13 protein-coding genes are annotated in these 17,707 nt (G+C 40.6%); 1 reads left to right on the top strand and 12 read right to left on the bottom strand.

The genetic code is table 11. From position 1 onward, the window contains the following. Nucleotides 1–28: 28 nt before the first annotated feature. The 7 genes from C4S54_RS08460 to C4S54_RS08430 form a co-directional block, all read right to left on the bottom strand. Nucleotides 29–1,285 (bottom strand): NAD(P)/FAD-dependent oxidoreductase, encoded by a 1,257-nt coding sequence (locus tag C4S54_RS08460; RefSeq protein ID WP_103869141.1) that lies wholly within the window; start codon nucleotides 1,283–1,285, stop codon nucleotides 29–31. Next, on the bottom strand, nucleotides 1,285–2,235 hold the full coding sequence (locus C4S54_RS08455; RefSeq protein WP_103869140.1) for a MurR/RpiR family transcriptional regulator: 951 nt from the start codon (nucleotides 2,233–2,235) through the stop codon (nucleotides 1,285–1,287). Before C4S54_RS08455 ends, C4S54_RS08460 begins: the two co-directional genes overlap by 1 nt. Further along, nucleotides 2,232–2,783, bottom strand: coding sequence for a TetR/AcrR family transcriptional regulator (locus C4S54_RS08450; protein ID WP_103869139.1), 552 nt, complete (start codon nucleotides 2,781–2,783; stop codon nucleotides 2,232–2,234). Before C4S54_RS08450 ends, C4S54_RS08455 begins: the two co-directional genes overlap by 4 nt. 155 nt (nucleotides 2,784–2,938) lie before the next feature. Continuing rightward, nucleotides 2,939–3,637, bottom strand: coding sequence for an MgtC/SapB family protein (locus C4S54_RS08445; protein WP_103869138.1), 699 nt, complete (start codon nucleotides 3,635–3,637; stop codon nucleotides 2,939–2,941). Between the two features lie 129 nt (nucleotides 3,638–3,766). Beyond that, the gene (locus C4S54_RS08440) at nucleotides 3,767–4,828 is read right to left on the bottom strand and encodes an ABC transporter ATP-binding protein (RefSeq protein WP_103869137.1); all 1,062 of its coding nucleotides are present in this window, start codon (nucleotides 4,826–4,828) and stop codon (nucleotides 3,767–3,769) included. Nucleotides 4,829–4,885: 57 nt separating this feature from the next. Further along, complete coding sequence (locus tag C4S54_RS08435; protein WP_103869136.1) at nucleotides 4,886–6,592, bottom strand: ABC transporter permease; 1,707 nt, start codon at nucleotides 6,590–6,592, stop codon at nucleotides 4,886–4,888. 64 nt (nucleotides 6,593–6,656) lie between these two features. After that, nucleotides 6,657–7,829, bottom strand: coding sequence for an ABC transporter substrate-binding protein (locus tag C4S54_RS08430; RefSeq protein ID WP_103869135.1), 1,173 nt, complete (start codon nucleotides 7,827–7,829; stop codon nucleotides 6,657–6,659). A 196-nt stretch (nucleotides 7,830–8,025) separates the two neighbouring features. Here C4S54_RS08430 and C4S54_RS08425 point away from each other — a divergent pair, with 196 nt between their 5' ends. Beyond that, complete coding sequence (locus C4S54_RS08425) at nucleotides 8,026–10,593, top strand: bifunctional diguanylate cyclase/phosphodiesterase (RefSeq protein ID WP_146059975.1); 2,568 nt, start codon at nucleotides 8,026–8,028, stop codon at nucleotides 10,591–10,593. A 16-nt stretch (nucleotides 10,594–10,609) separates the two neighbouring features. Here the strand turns inward: C4S54_RS08425 and C4S54_RS08420 are convergent, their stop codons facing one another. The 5 genes from C4S54_RS08420 to C4S54_RS08400 form a co-directional block, all read right to left on the bottom strand. Further along, on the bottom strand, nucleotides 10,610–11,362 hold the full coding sequence (locus tag C4S54_RS08420) for a response regulator transcription factor (RefSeq protein WP_103869133.1): 753 nt from the start codon (nucleotides 11,360–11,362) through the stop codon (nucleotides 10,610–10,612). A gap of 48 nt (nucleotides 11,363–11,410) precedes the next feature. Then, nucleotides 11,411–13,120 (bottom strand): sensor histidine kinase, encoded by a 1,710-nt coding sequence (locus tag C4S54_RS08415; RefSeq protein ID WP_160110730.1) that lies wholly within the window; start codon nucleotides 13,118–13,120, stop codon nucleotides 11,411–11,413. Beyond that, entirely contained in the window at nucleotides 13,113–14,141 is a 1,029-nt protein-coding gene (locus tag C4S54_RS08410) for an extracellular solute-binding protein (RefSeq protein WP_103869131.1), read from the bottom strand. Before C4S54_RS08410 ends, C4S54_RS08415 begins: the two co-directional genes overlap by 8 nt. Before the next feature lie 30 nt (nucleotides 14,142–14,171). After that, the gene (locus tag C4S54_RS08405; RefSeq protein ID WP_103869130.1) at nucleotides 14,172–14,480 is read right to left on the bottom strand and encodes a hypothetical protein; all 309 of its coding nucleotides are present in this window, start codon (nucleotides 14,478–14,480) and stop codon (nucleotides 14,172–14,174) included. A 150-nt stretch (nucleotides 14,481–14,630) separates the two neighbouring features. Next, nucleotides 14,631–17,705, bottom strand: coding sequence for a DEAD/DEAH box helicase (locus C4S54_RS08400; RefSeq protein WP_103869129.1), 3,075 nt, complete (start codon nucleotides 17,703–17,705; stop codon nucleotides 14,631–14,633). Nucleotides 17,706–17,707: the final 2 nt, after the last annotated feature.

Below are 17,707 nucleotides of genomic sequence, written 5' to 3'. Positions count from 1 at the left end.
AAATCTAAAAACTCCTTATAAAAATATCTTACATTGCTGCGCTTTCGCCCGCAAGATGTCCCGTAGACCAGGCAACCTGAAGATTGTAGCCTCCGGTCTCGGTATCTACATCTATAACTTCTCCTGCAAAGTAAAGGCCTGCGACAATCTTGGATTCCATAGTGGAAGGATTTATCTCTTTTACATTAACTCCGCCCTTTGTAATGATAGCTTCATTAAAGCCCCTTGTTCCTGTTATCGTCATAGGAACGCTCTTTATAAGCTTTACAAAGGCAAGCCTTTCCTCTTTGGTGATCTCGTTAACCTTCTTTTCAGGATCAATTCCTGACAACTTTATCATAACAGGAATCATTTTTGAAGGGAAAAGACCTCCCAAAATATTTTTAAAGCTCTTATTAAGGCCTTCCTCAAAATCCCTCAAAACTCTTTTATCAAGCTGTTCTTCATTAAGAGCGGGCTTTAAGTCAAGGAAGAGCTCATACTGTTTTTCTTTATCATAATAGCAGCTTGCTGTAAGAACAAGTGGACCACTGATTCCAAAGTGGGTAAAGAGCATCTCTCCAAAGCCGTCATAGACAGGCTTTCTCTTTTTGGCAGATCTGCTGTCGATGGTGAACATCTTAAGTCCGACATTTTTAAGTGACAGTCCCTGAAGGTCCTTGCACCAGCTTTCTTTTATCTCAAATGGTACAAGTGAAGGAGCAGGCGTAACTATGCTGTGTCCCATGTCTTTTGCAAATCTGTACCCATCTCCTGTAGAACCCGTTGAAGGATAAGACATTCCACCGGTGCACACGATCACAGAGTCAAACTCTTCTCTTGTGATCGGGTCATCACCTGATGAATAAGTCACTGCGCTCACTTTTCCTCCCGATGCCTCAACAGATAAAACAGTAGTATCAAATAACACCTGTACTCCTGCCCTTTTTACAGCATCAAACAAGGTCCTTATGATATCTGAAGAGTGGTCAGATACAGGGAAAACCCTCTCTCCTCTCTCTATCTTCAGATGACAGTTGTTATTCTCAAAAAAGTCCATAACTGCACTATTATCAAAACCATAAACAGCGCTGTATAAAAATCGTGCATTTCTGCGCACAAAGCCAAAATAGTCCTCTACAGCACAGGCATTTGTCACATTACATCTGCCTTTTCCCGTTATGTAGATCTTTTTTCCGGGCTTTTCATTTTTTTCAAAAATAGTGACGCTGCTGCCGCCAGAAGCTGCAGAAAGCGCCGCCATCATACCGGCTGCTCCGCAGCCAATTATTGCAATTTTCTTCATTAAAAATCCTCTTGCTCTGACTCTTTAGGCCTGTTCTGAAGCGGAAGTCCTATCATAGGCGCATCAGAGGCAAAGTCTATTTCATCGTTTAAATATACCTGATAATTGTTCCAGGCCTCTTCTAACATTTTAAGATCTGCCTTTACATCAGCAGGCCTTCTCATGCAAAGAGCGACAACCAAAGCATTTATAACGCTAAGGGGCGCCACAAGTGAGTCAACAATAGATGCCATCTCACTCTTTGCCAAAAGATTGCAGGAAGAATACAGATTCATTGGTGAATGAACAGAATCTGTGATAGTTATAACCTTGGCATTTCTGTCATTGGCAAACTCCATGCACTTTAAGGTCCTCATGGAGTACCTTGGAAAGCTTATGCCTATTATACAATCCCTGTCGTTGATCCTTATCATCTGTTCGAACATCTCAGAAACACTTGTAGTCTTTATAAGAACGTTGTTGCCTCTGATAATATTCAGATAAAAATGTAAAAAATCCGCCAAAGGCTCGCAGCTTCTAAGTCCCACGATATAAACCGTCTTAGCCTTTAAAATAATATCAACCGCTGTCTTAAATGCCGCAACATCAATATTATTTATAGTCTGTTCAATGTTGGACATATCAGATCTAAGGATAGTCTGCAGGATTTCTCCGTCACTGCTTTTCCCAAACTTGCGTCCAACCTTCTCAACTGAACCAAATTTGTCGCTAACCCAGACAGAAAGAGCCTTTTGGAACTGAGGATAACCATCATATCCAAGGCTCATGGCAAATCTTACAACCGTAGATTCGCTCATGCCAACAATCTTGCCAACCTCTGCTGCTGTCATAAAAACTGCCTGTTCATAGTGATCGCAGATGTAGAGCGCAATTGATTTCTTACCTTTGCTCATTTTGGGATAGCATTCATTTATTCGGGTGATAACATCAACATCATTTTCGAACTTCATAGACTAAATGCCTTATAAGCTGACTCAAGCATCTCTACTGAAGCAGCTTCATCAAGATCAAAATCACCTGTTACAGCCATGCATCCCGCACCGTGGATAAATACCCACATCTGCATAAACAGCTGCTGTGCATTTTTTACCCCCATGCTCTGAGCCTTGCTGATCTCCTTTACAACATTCTCAGCTGATCCATTTACAAGATCATACATACTCTTTGTATCCTTGTCTTTTTCAGAGAGAAAAAGAAGTCTGAAAAGATGTGGATATTTCTGCGCAAAACCAATGTAAGCAAGTCCGAGATCAACGAATGGTGTCTCATGGGTCTTTGCACTGTCATTGTAGTAATCTTCATAATATGCTGCCGCTTTATTATAAACGTCGATCTTAAGTGCATCCATATTCTCGTAGATACGGAAAATAGGCTGTGTAGAGCATCCTGCCTGCGCAGCAAGTTTTCTTGATGTGATCTGCTCAAAGCCCTCTTTTCTTGTGATCTTAAATGCCGCATTTACGATTTCTTTTTGCGTTATGGTTGCTTTTCTGGACATGGTATCCCTCCCCAACAGTAAAATAATTATGTTATTTAAAAGAGCATGCGTTATTATTTTACAAAATGAAAAAGGCTGTGTCAATCACAGCCTTTTCCTGATATTCCGCTATTTTACCAGCGCTTATCCCACTCACAAAAACCACATTCTGATGATCAGATTTCTTCCACGTAACTTACAAAATCAAGCTCATTCAGAGCATTTATAACATCCCGATGGGATCTCTTTCTATCAAAATCGATATCTACGATAAGTGCAGCATCAGATGAAAGAAGAGTCTTTTCTTTGCTCTTTGTCATACTGCTGACTTCAAAGCCCTGATCTGATATCCATTTCGACAGCTTTTTTACACCTGCATTCTTATTGACCTCGATGTAAAGACTTAAGTACTTGCTGTATTCTTCAACCACTTTACTAAGCTGCATAAGGATAACGTTAGCTATCATTATCAGTATGAAGCAGACAGTGCCAACTACCAGGTATCCGCCGCCAATGGCCATTCCCATACAGGCTGTTACCCAAAGGGTTGCCGCAGTGGTAAGTCCCTTGATCTGCTTTCGGCCTGTAACAAGGATAGTTCCAGCTCCCAAAAAGCCGATTCCGCTTACAACGCCTGCAGGGATTCTGCTGGTATCAGCCGAAAGCCCCGGAAGCATAGCCAGGTAAATATTAAGCGCCGTGGTAACAGCACTTCCAAGGCTCACAAGCGCAAAAGTCTTAATACCCGCGCTATGTCTTTTGACTACTCTCTCCCAACCCACAAGGCATCCAAAGAGCGTTGCCAGAATAAGCCTTATTGCTACAGCAATATCACTGGTTCCTTCTAAAAACTCAAGCATCGTCATTCCGTTCATAAAACTCACTCCATTCCCCATAAAATAATATCCAAAAGATATTGTGATAGTTATTATAATACATTCAGGGAATGACAGAATCTATTTCATTCCTTGCTGTATTTATAATAATAACTCTCACTTTTTGTTTTACAGTGCGTAAAGTGTGTTTTCCTGGAAGTTAAGAAAAGCCTCATCGCCAACATTGTAGATCTTGCGGTTCTTTGGGTTGTACTCCTGGATCTTAACAAGAGCATCAGCAACCTGGATGTGATAATCCTGGTATGCGCCCATAAAGCAGGAATACATAACTTTTCCTTTAATAGCACCTGTATCGCCAAGATATGCTCCTTCAGGTCTAAGAACAACACTGCAGGATGCTCCGATCTCCATATTTCCTGTTGCGCACTTGACTTCTGCTCCATCAATAACAACTGTATCCTGTGCTTTCACGGTGGCACTCATGAAATTAGCTTCGCCGATGAAATCAGCTACAAACTTGTTATTTGGGTAGTAGTAAGCCTCCTGAGGAGTTGATATCTGCTCAACAAGGCCTTTGTTCATAATGATTACTTTATCAGATATAGCCATGGCCTCACTCTGGTCATGAGTTACATAGATAGCGGTAATTCCTGCTTCCTGCTGGATCCTGCGGATTTCAGTACGCATGGATACACGAAGCTTGGCGTCAAGGTTTGATAATGGCTCATCAAACAAAAGAACTCCCGGTTCAATAACAAGTGCTCTTGCAAGGGCAACTCTCTGCTGCTGTCCACCTGAAAGCTGATTTGTCATTCGGTTTTCCATACCTTCGAGTCCAACAAGCGCCAATATGTCAGTAACTTTTTTCTTTATAACATCTTTATCCATCTTGCGAAGCTTAAGTCCATAAGCTACGTTGTCAAAAATGTTGTAGTGAGGAAGAAGCGCATAGCTTTGGAAAACCATTGCAGTATCTCTCTTGTTAGGTGTCAAGGCATTTATAGCCTCATTTCCAAGATAGATTTCTCCCTCATCCGGGCTCTCAAATCCTGCGATCATTCGAAGGGTTGTAGTTTTTCCACAGCCTGAAGGTCCAAGCAGTGTCACAAAGCTTCCAGGTTCTATCTCTATATTTGCATCCTTTACTGCATAGAAATCTTTTCCGGTCTTTGGGTCTTTATAAATTTTTGAAATATGTTCAAGGCGTACGCCTTTTTTCTCTTTTGCCATAATATTCCTCTCCATCTATGTTTTCGAAAAATGGACCACGAACCCCGTCCCCAGGTTTCATTCCATCACTCTTTTACTTGTTCCAAATCGTTTGATGATCATATTCATTATCAAAACAGCTCCATAGGTTATGCAGATAAGAATTGTGGCGAAAGCACAGGCGATGCCATAAGATCCTTTTTCTGCAAACTCATTGATCTGAACCGTAATAAGCAGATAAGACGGTGTAACAAGAAGTATGATCGCACTGATAGCTGTAATACTACGGACAAATGATGTAACAAAGCCGCTAAGGAAACTATCCTTGATAAGTGGAAGCGTAACAGTCATAAATACTTTGAAGCTGTCTGCTCCCATGTCATAAGCCGATTCTTCTATGCTCTTGTCAATCTGGCGAAGGGCTGATATTCCGCTTCGCGTTCCTGTTGGAAGACTACGAACAATAAATACGATAACAAGAATAGCACCTGTTCCGTAAAGTCCCTGAAGGATTCCGGTTCCAAAAAGGCCCCCGGAGAAGCCTCTTATGTATCCAATACCAAGAACAGTACCTGGTACAGCCATGGCAAGCATTGAAACAGCTTCGATAAAGCCCTTTGCCTTGAATTTTCTTTTTACAACAAGATAAGAAATGATCATGGACAAAAGAGCTGTGATCGGCGCAGAAATAAGTGACAGGATAAAGCTGTCCTTAAAGGCCTTAAGGCCCTTATACTTGCTAAAGACAAGTCCAAACCACTTAAATGTCAGGTGGAAATCATATCCCCATGTACGGAACATTGCTCCGAAAGGAACACAGATGTACATGATGATAACGAAGATTGCCAGCGCTGAGCAGAGAATCGTCAAAGGAACCGTCACACTCTTATCAGTGATGAGCATTCTTTCTCTCGAAGCCTTTCCTGAGAGTGTAGCGGTACTTTTAGCCTCAAGGTAATACTTCTGAACGATGAACATTACAAGTGTTATTGCCAAAAGAACTACCGCCATCGCTGCAGCTCCCTGCTTATCATATGCACCTGTTATCTGAAGATATATGGTTGTTGCAAGAGTATCATATGATCCGCCGATGATCATTGGGTTGGCAAAATCTGCTATAGACTCAATGAATGTTACTAAAAATGCATTTCCAAGACCCGGAAGGATAAGTGGCAGTGTCACTGTCATAAATACCTTAAATCTTGATGCTCCCATGTCTCTTGCAGCTTCTTCCAGGGATGGATCGATATTTTTCAAAAGACCTTTCAGCATCATATAGCAGACAGGGAAAAAGGTAAGCGTCTGTACTATAGCAATTCCCCAAAAGCCATACACGCTGTTGTCATATATTTTCAAAAGAAATCGTGTTATAATTCCTGCTTTTCCAAAAAGCATGATCATTGAAAGTGAAAGAACAAATGGCGGTGAAACAACAGGAAGCATTGATACCACCTTAAAGAGTCCTTCCATGAATTTTGTGCGGAGCTTTACGTAGACCTCCACATATGCAAATAAAAGTCCGATAAGGGCAGATGCAATGCCCACCAAAAATCCTACTTTTAAAGTATTGGTTATGGCCCTTCTAAAATTTGCCAGTTCCATAACTCTTTTAAATGTGTCTAAGGTAAATCCCGATTCAGAAATAAAGCTATCCACCAACAGTATTGCCAGCGGATACAAAATAAATACAGTCAAAAAAACAATCAAAAGCACGATGGTTGAGACCATAATTGGGTCCGCCATAAGCTTTTTCCTGTCAAGGCTGGCACTTTGACTTTTTGCCATTGTTATGTCCTCCTTGTTATAACAAATTGGAGCGGATGTATGACATCCGCCCCAAATAAACACATTATTCTGTCTTGAAACGATCGTCTGCAGCACTTCCAAGTGCAGTCATAACTTCTTCTACATAAGTAGTTGTATTCTGTTTAGCATCTTCAAAGTCGTAATCCATAACATTTTCAGGATCAAGGCCAAACTCTGCTGCTACTTCAGGCTGTTTTGCATTATCAATTACGAGGAACTGATATGAGCCGTTCTGTGCAGCAAGTTCTACGCAGTCAGGGCTAAGGGCATATTCAATCCAAAGCTTTGCAGCATTAGGATGTGCGCATCCCTTAAATATTGCAGTTGCACCAACTTCGAAGGATGTTCCTGATGAAGGAATGATAAGTCCTACATTGCCATATCCGTTGTCAACTATCTGAGTGATTCCATCGTGAAGGAAACCAATACCTACAACGCACTCACCTGTACCAACATTCTTTGATGGGCCTGAACCTGACTTTGTATAAACTTCGATATTCTTATCAAGATCAACAAGATACTGAATACCTTCGTCATGTCCATATTTCTGGATCATAGTATTGATAACAAGCTTTGCTGTTCCTGCTGTATTGTAGTTTGAAAGCCAGATAAGGCCTTTGTACTTCTCATCAAGAAGGTCCTTCCAATCAGCGGGCTCATCAATGCCCATACGTGAAAGCTCATCCTTGTTTACCATGAAGCCAAGGATTCCTTTGTAGATTCCATACCACTGACCCTGAGCATCGCGGTACTTATCACTCAAAAGATGACTTGCATTTTGTGCCTCATATGGCTCTAAAAGTCCTTCTGAAGCTGCTACGTTATAAGGGTCTGTTGTTCCTCCGAACCATACATCTCCTGAAGGATTTCCGTTTTCCTCTTCGATCTTACTTTGTACTTCACCTGTTGATAATCTCTGATACTGAACTTTGATTCCATAAAGCTCCTGGAAATGTTCACATGCAGCTGCTAAATATTCTTCCTCACAAGAACCGTAGACAATAAGTTCCCCCTCTGCTTTTGCAGCTTCAATGATCGCATCAAGACCACCTGCCTCTTCTGCAGGTGCTTCTGCCTGTGTCTCTGCAGGAGCTGTCTCCTCAGTCTTAGTCTCAGCTGCAGGAGTCTCTGTAGCTGCAGGCTGACTCTGAGAGCCACAGCCTATCAGGCCTAACGTCATAAGTCCTGCCAATACCAACGCTAATTTCTTTTTCATTTTCCTTCTCCTTTCCAAATGAAATAAACATTTGATAAAAAAAGCATAAAACATTTAAGATTTCCTCTATACCTAAATTTCTGTTTTTATATCCGATTTTCTGAACCAATTTTTTCTGTGTTATTGTCATTTTTGTGATAAAATTAAATTGGTATTGTGTCACACTTTATTTTTCAAAATTCTCGGGAGGCCAACTTTGGGCTCAAGTAAAGCTATTAATTCTGATTTTGAAAAATACATTTTGAATAACCTGGACAGGGCTTTGGAAGAAGAATGGATAAAAGCTTACCATCAGCCCTTGATTCGTGCTGCAAACGGCAGAGTTTCCGATGAAGAAGCCTTCGCACGGTGGGAAACACCTGACGGTGATGTCTATTCAGCTTCTCTTTTTGTCCCTATACTTGAAAAACATAATCTGACCTATAAACTTGATCTCTATATGGTGGACAGGGTATTAAAGAAGCTAAAAGGCCAGGCTTCCCATGATCTTTTTATAGTTCCCGAATCAGTAAATCTGTCTGGGACTGATTTTAAATGCTGTGATATGGTAACTGAGATTACAAAGCTTATCGACAAGTCAGGACTCCCTAGAGAAAAGCTGTGTATCGAACTGTCTGAAAAAGATATTTCCTCAGACATGGATTATTACAAGGATATAATTGAGCGCTTCAGGTCAGCCGGAATCAAAGTATGGATGGATAACTATGGAAGTGGCTATGCTTCTCTTTTGATCCTTTTAAAGATTCATTTTGATCTTCTTAAGATAAATGATGCTTTTACTCACCTTATCGGCAAGGATGAGGCCGGGCAGATACTTCTCACCGAAGTTGTAAAGACTGCACTTTCACTTGGAACAGATACTGTTGCTGAGGGAATTGAAACAAAAGAACAGGCAGACTTTCTGACAGAGATAGGATGCACCAAGCTTCAGGGCTACTACTACATTCACCCGGTATCACTGGCAGAGATTGTCGAAAGAAATGAAAAAGGCATACAGATCGGTTTTGAGAATCCCGAAGAGTCCTCTTACTTTGAACAGGTAGGAAAAATAAACCTTTATGACCTGTCACTTTCTCAGAATGATGACAAGCCCCTTTCCGATTATTTCGATGCTACTCCTATGGTAATTTTTTCCATGGGTAAGGATAAAGCAACATTTGTCAGATGCAATAAGAGCTTTCGAAATTTTATATTAAAAAAATTTCCTGAGTTCAAAGAAATAAATGAGATTGACTACTCTTCAATAAATCCGGGAGTTGGTTACTACTCTTTTAATGCCGCCAGGCAGTGCGCAGCGGATGGAAGAAGAGTGATAATCGATGACAGAATGAATGACGGAAGAATCGTTCAGCTGCTCATGTTCAGGATTGCAGTAAATCCTGTTACCGGTGACGCAGCTGTTGCCACAGTAATTTTGTCTGTTTCTGAGCCCGACAGTAAGGACTCACTGACTTACAACTACATTGCAAGAGCACTCAGCGAGGATTATATAACACTGTTCTTTGTGGATATGGATAATGATTCTTTCACCGAGTATTCTTCCCATGGCGAGAGTCGCGATATATCTTTTGAAAGAAAAGGTTCTAATTTCTTTGACCTGGACAAGGACAACATTGATCCTCCGATCATTGAAGAGGATAAAGAACAGTTCAAAAAATTGTTCACAAAAGAAATAGTAGCAAGCGAACTTGAAAAGAGTGGAATATATTCCGTTGTTACAAGAATGCTTATTAAGGGTGTCCCGACCTTTGTCACTGTTAAAGCGGTAAAAGTTAAGGGAAAAGGAAACCATGTAATTATCGGCATTAACAATGTGGATGCGCAGATAAAGGCCCGCGAATTACTTGAGCATGCAAAGGAAGAAGAAATAATATACTCCAGGATTGGCGCTCTATCAGGCAATTACATATATATTTTCTCTGTTGATCCTGTTACAGGTCACTATAATAAATATATCCCCAGTAACAAACGTGTTGCCACAGAACTTCCTGAAGAGGGTGATGATTTCTTTGGGGATATGATAAAAATCACTCCTAAAGTTGTCTATCCGGATGATGTGGATGGCATGTTATCTGCTTTTACCAAAGAAAAGGTGATGAAACATGTACGGTCTGCCGGTGTTTTTGAACACCATCACAGACTTATATATGGCAATTCATTTATATACGTTTCCCTCAGAGCTGTTATGGATAACAAGGCGGATGATGAAAAACTTATCGTTGGCATTCTTGATATTGACGAAATTGTAAGACGCGAACAGGAATACAACGAAAACCTCTACGCTGCAGAGAACAAGGCCATCATTGATGAGCTAACAGGCGTAAAGAACAAACATGCATATGTCGAAACTGAGCTCATGATGAATAAAATGATCTCAGATGGTACCGTCGAGGATTTTGCCCTGGCTGTATTTGACTTAAATGGTCTCAAACAGGTAAATGATACTTTAGGTCATCAGGCCGGTGACGAATACATCCAAAAAGGCTGCTCGACCATTTGTAGCTTTTTCAAGCACAGCCCTGTATTTAGAATTGGTGGTGATGAATTCGTAGCAATAATCCAAGGTCTGGACTACCTTAACAGTTCATCTATAATGACCAAACTAAAAAAGCACAACATCAAAAATCAGTACAAGGGGGACGTTGTTGTTGCAGCCGGTCTCTCTAAATATACGAAAGGTGACAAAACACTATCCCAGATTTTTGAGCGTGCTGACAAAGAAATGTACAAAAACAAAAACGAGATAAAGCAGCACAATAAATGATGCCCGTCCCCATGTATCACTTCACAAACTCTGAAGGCGAAGAGCCAGTGTAGCGCTTGAATACTGTATTGAAGTGTTTGTAGTCGGAAAAACCCGTAAGGTCGGATACTTCGTATACTTTGTATTTACCGGTTTCAAGAAGCTTTACTGCCAGCTGGACCCGGTATTTATTCAGGAAATCAAGATAGCTGGTTCCTGTGGATTCCTTGAATTTGCGAGACAGATAGCTTGAAGATACTCCAAATTTGTCGGAGAAAATTTCTATGCTTATCTTTTCTGAATAGTGAAGTTTGGTTTCATCAAGGATCTGCTGGATATAATCATTTTCCTTGTCAGTTTTTATGAATACATCTGAACTCTTTTGCTCTATCTGTTCAAGGCGATGCTCTTTTTCTATTTCAGAGATTACTTTGGCTACGCTGACCTTTAGTTCCTCTTCATCTACAGGTTTCATAAGATAGGCAGAAACTCCGAGATTTATAGCCTTTTTGGCATAATCAAAATCTGCGTAGCTGGTAAGAATGATTGTTTTAAGGTCACTTATATTATCATCCTCCCCTGCCCTTCTTATCATCTCAATGCCATCCATTACAGGCATCATGATATCAACAAGCACTATGTCTGGCGAAAGTTCTTTTATCTTATCGAGCCCTTCTCTGCCATTTGCAGCTTCGCCGACTATTGTACATCCCATTCCTACCCAGTCCATGGTGTAGGCTATGCCTTTTCTTATGATATCTTCATCCTCAACAATCAATACTCTGTACATAATCCCTCATTCTGTGTTTTTTACTCCGCCAAAAGCCTTCCCCTATCATCAGATGTGCTTTGGAATAGTGAGCCTTACTATTGTTCCCTTATCCTTAACACTAGAGATATCAAGGCCGTAATCACCTTTATACATAAGACGTATCCTTCGGTGGATATTGTAAAGGCCGTAATGCATGGTTGTATTGCTGTCTTCCTTTAGATTATCCCGGATTTCTTTTAGCTGCTTTTCTTCTATTCCCGCGCCGTCATCTTCACATATAAACACCAGCATCTCCTGCATCTGATAGCCCCTGATACTGACGCACAGCTTTTCCTTTGTTCCAAAGCCGTATTTAACCGCATTCTCCAAAAGCGGCTGTATGAGAAGCTTTGGGATAAGGCATTCCATTATATCCTCTGCCACATCCAACTTATATGCAAAACGCTTGTTGAACCTTATCTGCAGGATATTCAGATAATACTGGAGGTTATCCAGGTCTTCTTTTACCGTAACTTCTTCACGGACTTCCCTGATACTATAGCGTAAAAGACCTGACAAAGAAACGATCATCTTGTCGGCAGCTGCTGCATCAATCTTTGCCATGAATCTGATATTATCCAAAGTATTAAAAAGAAAATGCGGATTAAACTGACTTTCAAGCTGCTTAACCTGGGAAAAAGCAGCGTTTTCTGCCAGTTCTTTATTTTGCTCTATCTGATCCTTAAGACCCTGAAGCATCTTGTTAAAGTCATTTCCAATTACCATGAACTCTGTGCTGCTGTCTATATCAAGGCTCACATCAAAATTACCGTTCTGCACTTCTTCAAAGGCATCTTCAATCTTCTTTATGTCCTTTGTGTACTCCTTTGAGCTCTTGGATGTACTGCGTATGGTAATAAGAGCAATGGCAATAAAAATAATTATTACTATGGCAACCATTACCCAGATAAGCTCAATGCTCCTTGAAATATCATTGATCGTGTAGAGCACAAGGCCTTTGTCAGTCTTATTTGAAAAGGCGTAGTACAGTTTTCCGGACTGCCTCACATACCCTGTTTTATTGTAAAAAGAGCTGTCTATCTGGCCATACGCATCCTGCATCATCTTGGTGTTGCTGGCGTAAACCCATCCACTATTGTCAGTTAAAATAACAAATCTGTCCTGAACAACTATGGCACCTGAAATAACTTCATTTGGGACAATATAGCAAATAGCATATTTCAAGGTATTTCCTTCATAAACACCTTTTCCTATGCAGAGATTTTTACCGTATAAAACTGTTGCAGTTTTCCCTTCATTCGTCTTTATACTTTTCCAAACACCCCAATTAGCGTATTCTTCAGCGATCAAGAACTTAGGCGTATTCTTTTTACTTGAGAAAAGAACTTTTCTGTCACCCGAGAGGATAATAAGATTTCCGATATCACCGAAAGGAGCGGTCCTGTTATAGAGCGCAGAAAATATCTCATCAACCGGAAGTGTCACTTTTGCAGCGTCAGCGCTATCTATAATAATCTCCAATGAGTTATTGTCATTAGTCTCTGGCAAAAGGATATCACTGACATCATCCATCATTTCATAGTAGATATTCATGATTCTTTTTATCTCGTTACATGATGCAGCGTTATCGGATTTATTGGAATCCTCCATGAAATTTATCCATACTATTGCAAACAGGACAAAAACAGCCATTACTATAGCCGCTACAGGAGCAATGGAGAATCTTATGAAAGTCTTTCTTATGTTTTCCTGAAAGGAGCCTACATTCTTACTCATTCGCAGCCTCCTCATAAAGCTCTAAAAACTTATCTGTCCATTTGTCTTTATTTGCGATAACCTTCTCTTTGTCCACAGTTATCTTTTTCATCTCATCATAGGATATTACCATGTTTGATGGCTCTACATCCTTGCGGACAGAGCGTCTTCCCAGATTCTTGGCCATGAACATCTGGGCATCTTTTGATGTAAGAAAATCAACAAGCCTCTTTGCCTGTTCAATTCTTTTTGAATTCTTATTTATGTATATTCCATCAGGCGTTGAAACTACGCCCTCTTTCATGTATATGATCCCTATATGCTTTCCACTTTTCAGCATAGTTACTGCAGCTTCTTCAAAAGTAAGCCCCACCAGGAACCTTCCATCGGCAACTCCTTTGTACACCTCTGAGGAGCTATCAAGCATATTTCCATCAAGCTGTCCGATCAGTTTTTTAACATAGTCCCAGCCTTCATCAGGATCTCCATTTCCCATGGCATAGAGCATATTTACCAGCTGTTCAAATGAAGATGAGGATTTATAGGGATTTGCAAAGGCTATTTTCCCTTTAAGTCTTTCATCCAGCAGATCTTCGTAACCATTAACTTCTATATCTCCAATAATGTCATTATTAACCATGATAATGCTTGGAACATCAGAAAAACACGTAAACTCATCGCTTACGTTCTTACACTCTTCAGAAAACACAGTTTTATTCAGGGTATTATAGGCGTAAAAGAGCTCTTTATACGGGCCCACAGAAAGAATAGACCCTCCCCAAAGAAGGTCTATATCATCTCCGGAAATAATATCTGAAATTGCAGCTGAAGTGCCGCTACTGATTATTTCAACAGAAATCCCGGTCTCATTCTCAAATTCCTGAACAAGAGGGATAATGAATTCCGTAGGATGGGGTGAAACCACAACAAGTCGTTCCTGTGCCACCAGTTCATCCGCCTGCCTTGTATTAAAAAGCAAAAGGCACACCCCTATTACTGCTATGAATAAAGCAATCCCCACGAGTAGTCTAAATCTAGTCATGTATCTAATGCGTTCCCCCACAAAAAACAATTACTCTCCGCTTCTGTCTTCCTTCATTGTCTGCTGGCCACTGTTTCTGATCATGTTGATCCCTTCAATGGCGACCTGATAGATCATAGCCATCTCACGGGAAGCAGGGTCATTGTAGCTACATTTAGACTTAAGAGTTTTAAAATGCTGCTCAGCCTTCTCAATGACAGGCTTTGTGATCATTATTCCATCGCAATACAGCGTTCCTGTCTGGGCATCATATTTTGATTCTTTATATTTGGTCTGAGCAAAATCCCCAGCGCCCATACTTGCTGCAAGCTGATTTATAAGGTCTTCTCTTCCTGACATCGATATCCCCTCCTGCTTTTGATTACTTAATATAAAAACATTTTTTCTCTAAAAAGTAATTATATTATAACTCAATACCACATATGCCATTAATAAAAAAAAGTAAAATTTAGATCAGAACAATTTAATCTATATTTAATGTATTGCCCTTCATCCAAGCAATTCAAGAAGCTCTTCTTTTGAAAGTTTTGGCGTACTCAAAGCGTCAGAATTAAGGAGCTGGTCGGCAAGTTCCTTCTTTCTGTTCTGAAGATTTATGATTCGCTCTTCGATGGTGTCCTTCATCACAAGCTTATAGACTGTGACTACATTCTTTTGCCCTATTCTATGGGCTCTGTCCGTGGCCTGATTCTGAACTGCCACATTCCACCAGTGGTCATAGTGGATAACTATATCGGCTGCTGTGAGATTAAGTCCCGTTCCGCCCGCCTTCAGCGATATACAGAACACAGGAGTATCATCTTCCTGGAAGGCATCAACCATCTTTATTCTGTCTTCTTTTTTAGTCGATCCCGTCAAAAGATAATGCTTTATATCCTCTTTTGAAAGTCTCTGCACCAGTCTGTCAAGCATGGAAGTGAACTGTGAGAATAAAAGTACCTTGTGCCCACTTTCTGCCGCACTCTTTATCATCTCGATCACAAGATCCACTTTAGCTGCACCGCCATCGTAGTTGTCATAGATAAGTCCCGGGTCGCAGCATAGCTGCCTGAGTCTTGTAAGCTCAGCCAAAATCGCAATCCTGTCTCTTGTAACCTCTTTTTCATCTTTAGAATTAACTAAAAGCTTCACCCTCTGAACATGGGCTCTGTAGAGCTCTTCCTGAGGCTTTGTCATCTGAGCAACAATTGTCTCCTCAAGCTTATCCGGAAGGTCTTTCAGCACGTCCTTTTTAAGGCGCCTTAAAACAAATGGGGAAATCATCCTCTTTAGATGTTCCATCTCTTCGTTGTCGCCATCAACTGTAACCGGAATCTCAATGCGCTCCTTAAAGCTCTTATAGTTAAAAAGATATCCCGGCATGCAGTAATCAAAAATGCTCCAAAGCTCACTCAATCTGTTCTCGATAGGAGTTCCGGTAAGCGCCGCCTTAAATGACGCCTTTATGCCTTTTACAGCCTTTGCCACCTGAGTGGTTGGATTTTTGATGAACTGAGCCTCATCAATTATCATGCACTCAAACGACAGATATTTATAAAGCTCTGCGTCACGTCTTAGAAGGTCATAGGAAGTTATGATAATATCAGTTTTTTCTTCATCAATCTCAGATGTAACCCTCTCCCTGTCAGGCTTTATTCCTACTGCAAGCTCACACTTTAACTGAGGCGTAAATTTATGTATCTCATGCTGCCAGTTATAGACAAGGGATGCCGGGCACACTATGAGGCTGCAGCGATGTTTGTCGCCGTTCTTTTCATTGTCTTCTTTTATGGACAAAAGAAGTGACAATATCTGCAGAGTCTTTCCAAGTCCCATATCATCGGCAAGTATTCCGCCAAAGGCATTTCTCTTTAAGGCCTTAAGCCAGAAAAATCCTGTCTTTTGATAGTCTCTAAGTACCCCCTTAAGGCTTTCAGGTACCGTAAATTCTTTTTCATAATCACCGGCAAAAGAATTTACGAGGTCCTTAAAATCCCTGCTCTTACTGATATAGTTATAGTCAAAATCTCTGCTCTGATCTGAGAGGTCCTCCAAAAACAACGCCCTGAACCTGGGGACAGCAACATGTCCCTCCTCAAGATCCTTTTTGGATAGCATAAGACCGTCGGAAAGAGAATAAATAACTCCCATTTCCTTGCTGGCAAGGTCAATTACATCTCCGTTTTTTAGTTTAAAGAATTTTCGCTTTCTATCATACTTATGAAGTATCTCATCCAGTTCTTTTACCGAAATATCCTCCGGATTTATAGATACTTCCAATAGATCTGAAACAAAAGAAACACCGAAATTCACCTTTGGCGCAGCTTTTATATTTATCTTGTGGATGGCATCAGAAAGATATACCTCGCAGAGCCTTTCAAGCTGCGGAAGGCTCTCAGTCAAAAAGACATATATTTTATCTTCGCTGTAATCATCAGCCTTTAGCAAAAGAAGGCCCTTTTTACTATCAAGTTCATCAAAGAAGGGGCTTATACTCCTTGCTGTCTGATTTTCCTGATAAAGGTCTCTTTTTATCTTTATTTCTTTTTCTGATTCCTTGTCTGCAGCGCTTTCCGGATAATCTGTCGCAAATATATGATATATCTCTTCATTTATGGTATCGGAATTATATACTGCCTGAACATCACAGGAAATGGTGAGATGATCCGGCATATCCACATATATCCTGAACTTAGGCACATCAGGGGAATATCTTGATGGATCAAATCCATCAAAACTCACGTTCATATATTCCTGAAGAACCGGTAAAAGACCTGTAGTAAAAAGCGTCAGATCTTTTTCCGCGATAAACAGCTCATTGTCTGTTCTTCTGGCAGAAAGGAAGTTTAAAAACGGCAGGATCTGCGCCACATCCTTTCTGGGAATCACATGAATCTTTTTGCGCCTCTCAAAATAAATATTGGAGTGCCCTTCAAACATGGTAAAAGAGCTGGTCTCAAAATTTACTCCGGTTGCAGTCTTCTCGATATTTAGATCAATTTCAGGGAATACTATGGCTTTTTGAAGGAGCCTTTCTTCTGTGAAATGCGCTCTGAAATCCGCATTCACAAAATAGAGTTCGTCGACAGAATTCATGAACTCATCTATCTGGACTCCGGACAGTTCGATCTGCTTGCTGTGCCCTTTACCATATGGATACAAGGATGCATTTTTTTCTCTGAAATAATCATTTAAAAACTCAATTATCCTCTGAGTTTTATCTGAAAATGCTGCCATGTCATGGGTAAAAGTAAGATGCTTGCCATAGCTTACAGTCTCTCTTTCAGCCACAGCAGTAACGAAATCCGAAATATCTTTTAATACATAGCTTATTCCACCTGCACTTAAAATGTTAAAACTAAGCTGCATCTTGTCCCTGTTATAGGAAACATGAGGTTCAAGTTCAACCAGCGCAGTCTTTTTGTACATAGCAGGTGAAGCGCTTTCAGGCGAATATGCCTTTAGAAGTTTCTTGGTCTCAAATGAAGTGTAATGGTACTCTTTTGGAGCATCAGAAATAAACCGTCTCCCTGAGGCGGTGACAAAAGTGCTTCTTAAATTGTCATCTTTACCATTAGTATTCATCT

It is taken from the genome of Butyrivibrio sp. Su6 (assembly GCF_900108105.1).
In the GTDB taxonomy this organism is placed as follows: domain Bacteria; phylum Bacillota; class Clostridia; order Lachnospirales; family Lachnospiraceae; genus Butyrivibrio.
The sequence above is the reverse complement of the archived record's forward strand: the minus strand, read 5'-3'. Positions and strand labels throughout refer to the sequence as shown.

Coding starts and splice junctions, on each gene's coding strand:
- C4S54_RS08445 (WP_103869138.1), bottom strand. CDS start 3,637: ATGAACGGAATGACGATGCTTGAGTTTTTAGAAGGAACCAGTGATATT.
- C4S54_RS08460 (WP_103869141.1), bottom strand. CDS start 1,285: ATGAAGAAAATTGCAATAATTGGCTGCGGAGCAGCCGGTATGATGGCG.
- C4S54_RS08435 (WP_103869136.1), bottom strand. CDS start 6,592: ATGGCAAAAAGTCAAAGTGCCAGCCTTGACAGGAAAAAGCTTATGGCG.
- C4S54_RS08405 (WP_103869130.1), bottom strand. CDS start 14,480: ATGTCAGGAAGAGAAGACCTTATAAATCAGCTTGCAGCAAGTATGGGC.
- C4S54_RS08420 (WP_103869133.1), bottom strand. CDS start 11,362: ATGTACAGAGTATTGATTGTTGAGGATGAAGATATCATAAGAAAAGGC.
- C4S54_RS08415 (WP_160110730.1), bottom strand. CDS start 13,120: ATGAGTAAGAATGTAGGCTCCTTTCAGGAAAACATAAGAAAGACTTTC.
- C4S54_RS08400 (WP_103869129.1), bottom strand. CDS start 17,705: ATGAATACTAATGGTAAAGATGACAATTTAAGAAGCACTTTTGTCACC.
- C4S54_RS08455 (WP_103869140.1), bottom strand. CDS start 2,235: ATGAAGTTCGAAAATGATGTTGATGTTATCACCCGAATAAATGAATGC.
- C4S54_RS08440 (WP_103869137.1), bottom strand. CDS start 4,828: ATGGCAAAAGAGAAAAAAGGCGTACGCCTTGAACATATTTCAAAAATT.
- C4S54_RS08430 (WP_103869135.1), bottom strand. CDS start 7,829: ATGAAAAAGAAATTAGCGTTGGTATTGGCAGGACTTATGACGTTAGGC.
- C4S54_RS08410 (WP_103869131.1), bottom strand. CDS start 14,141: ATGACTAGATTTAGACTACTCGTGGGGATTGCTTTATTCATAGCAGTA.
- C4S54_RS08450 (WP_103869139.1), bottom strand. CDS start 2,783: ATGTCCAGAAAAGCAACCATAACGCAAAAAGAAATCGTAAATGCGGCA.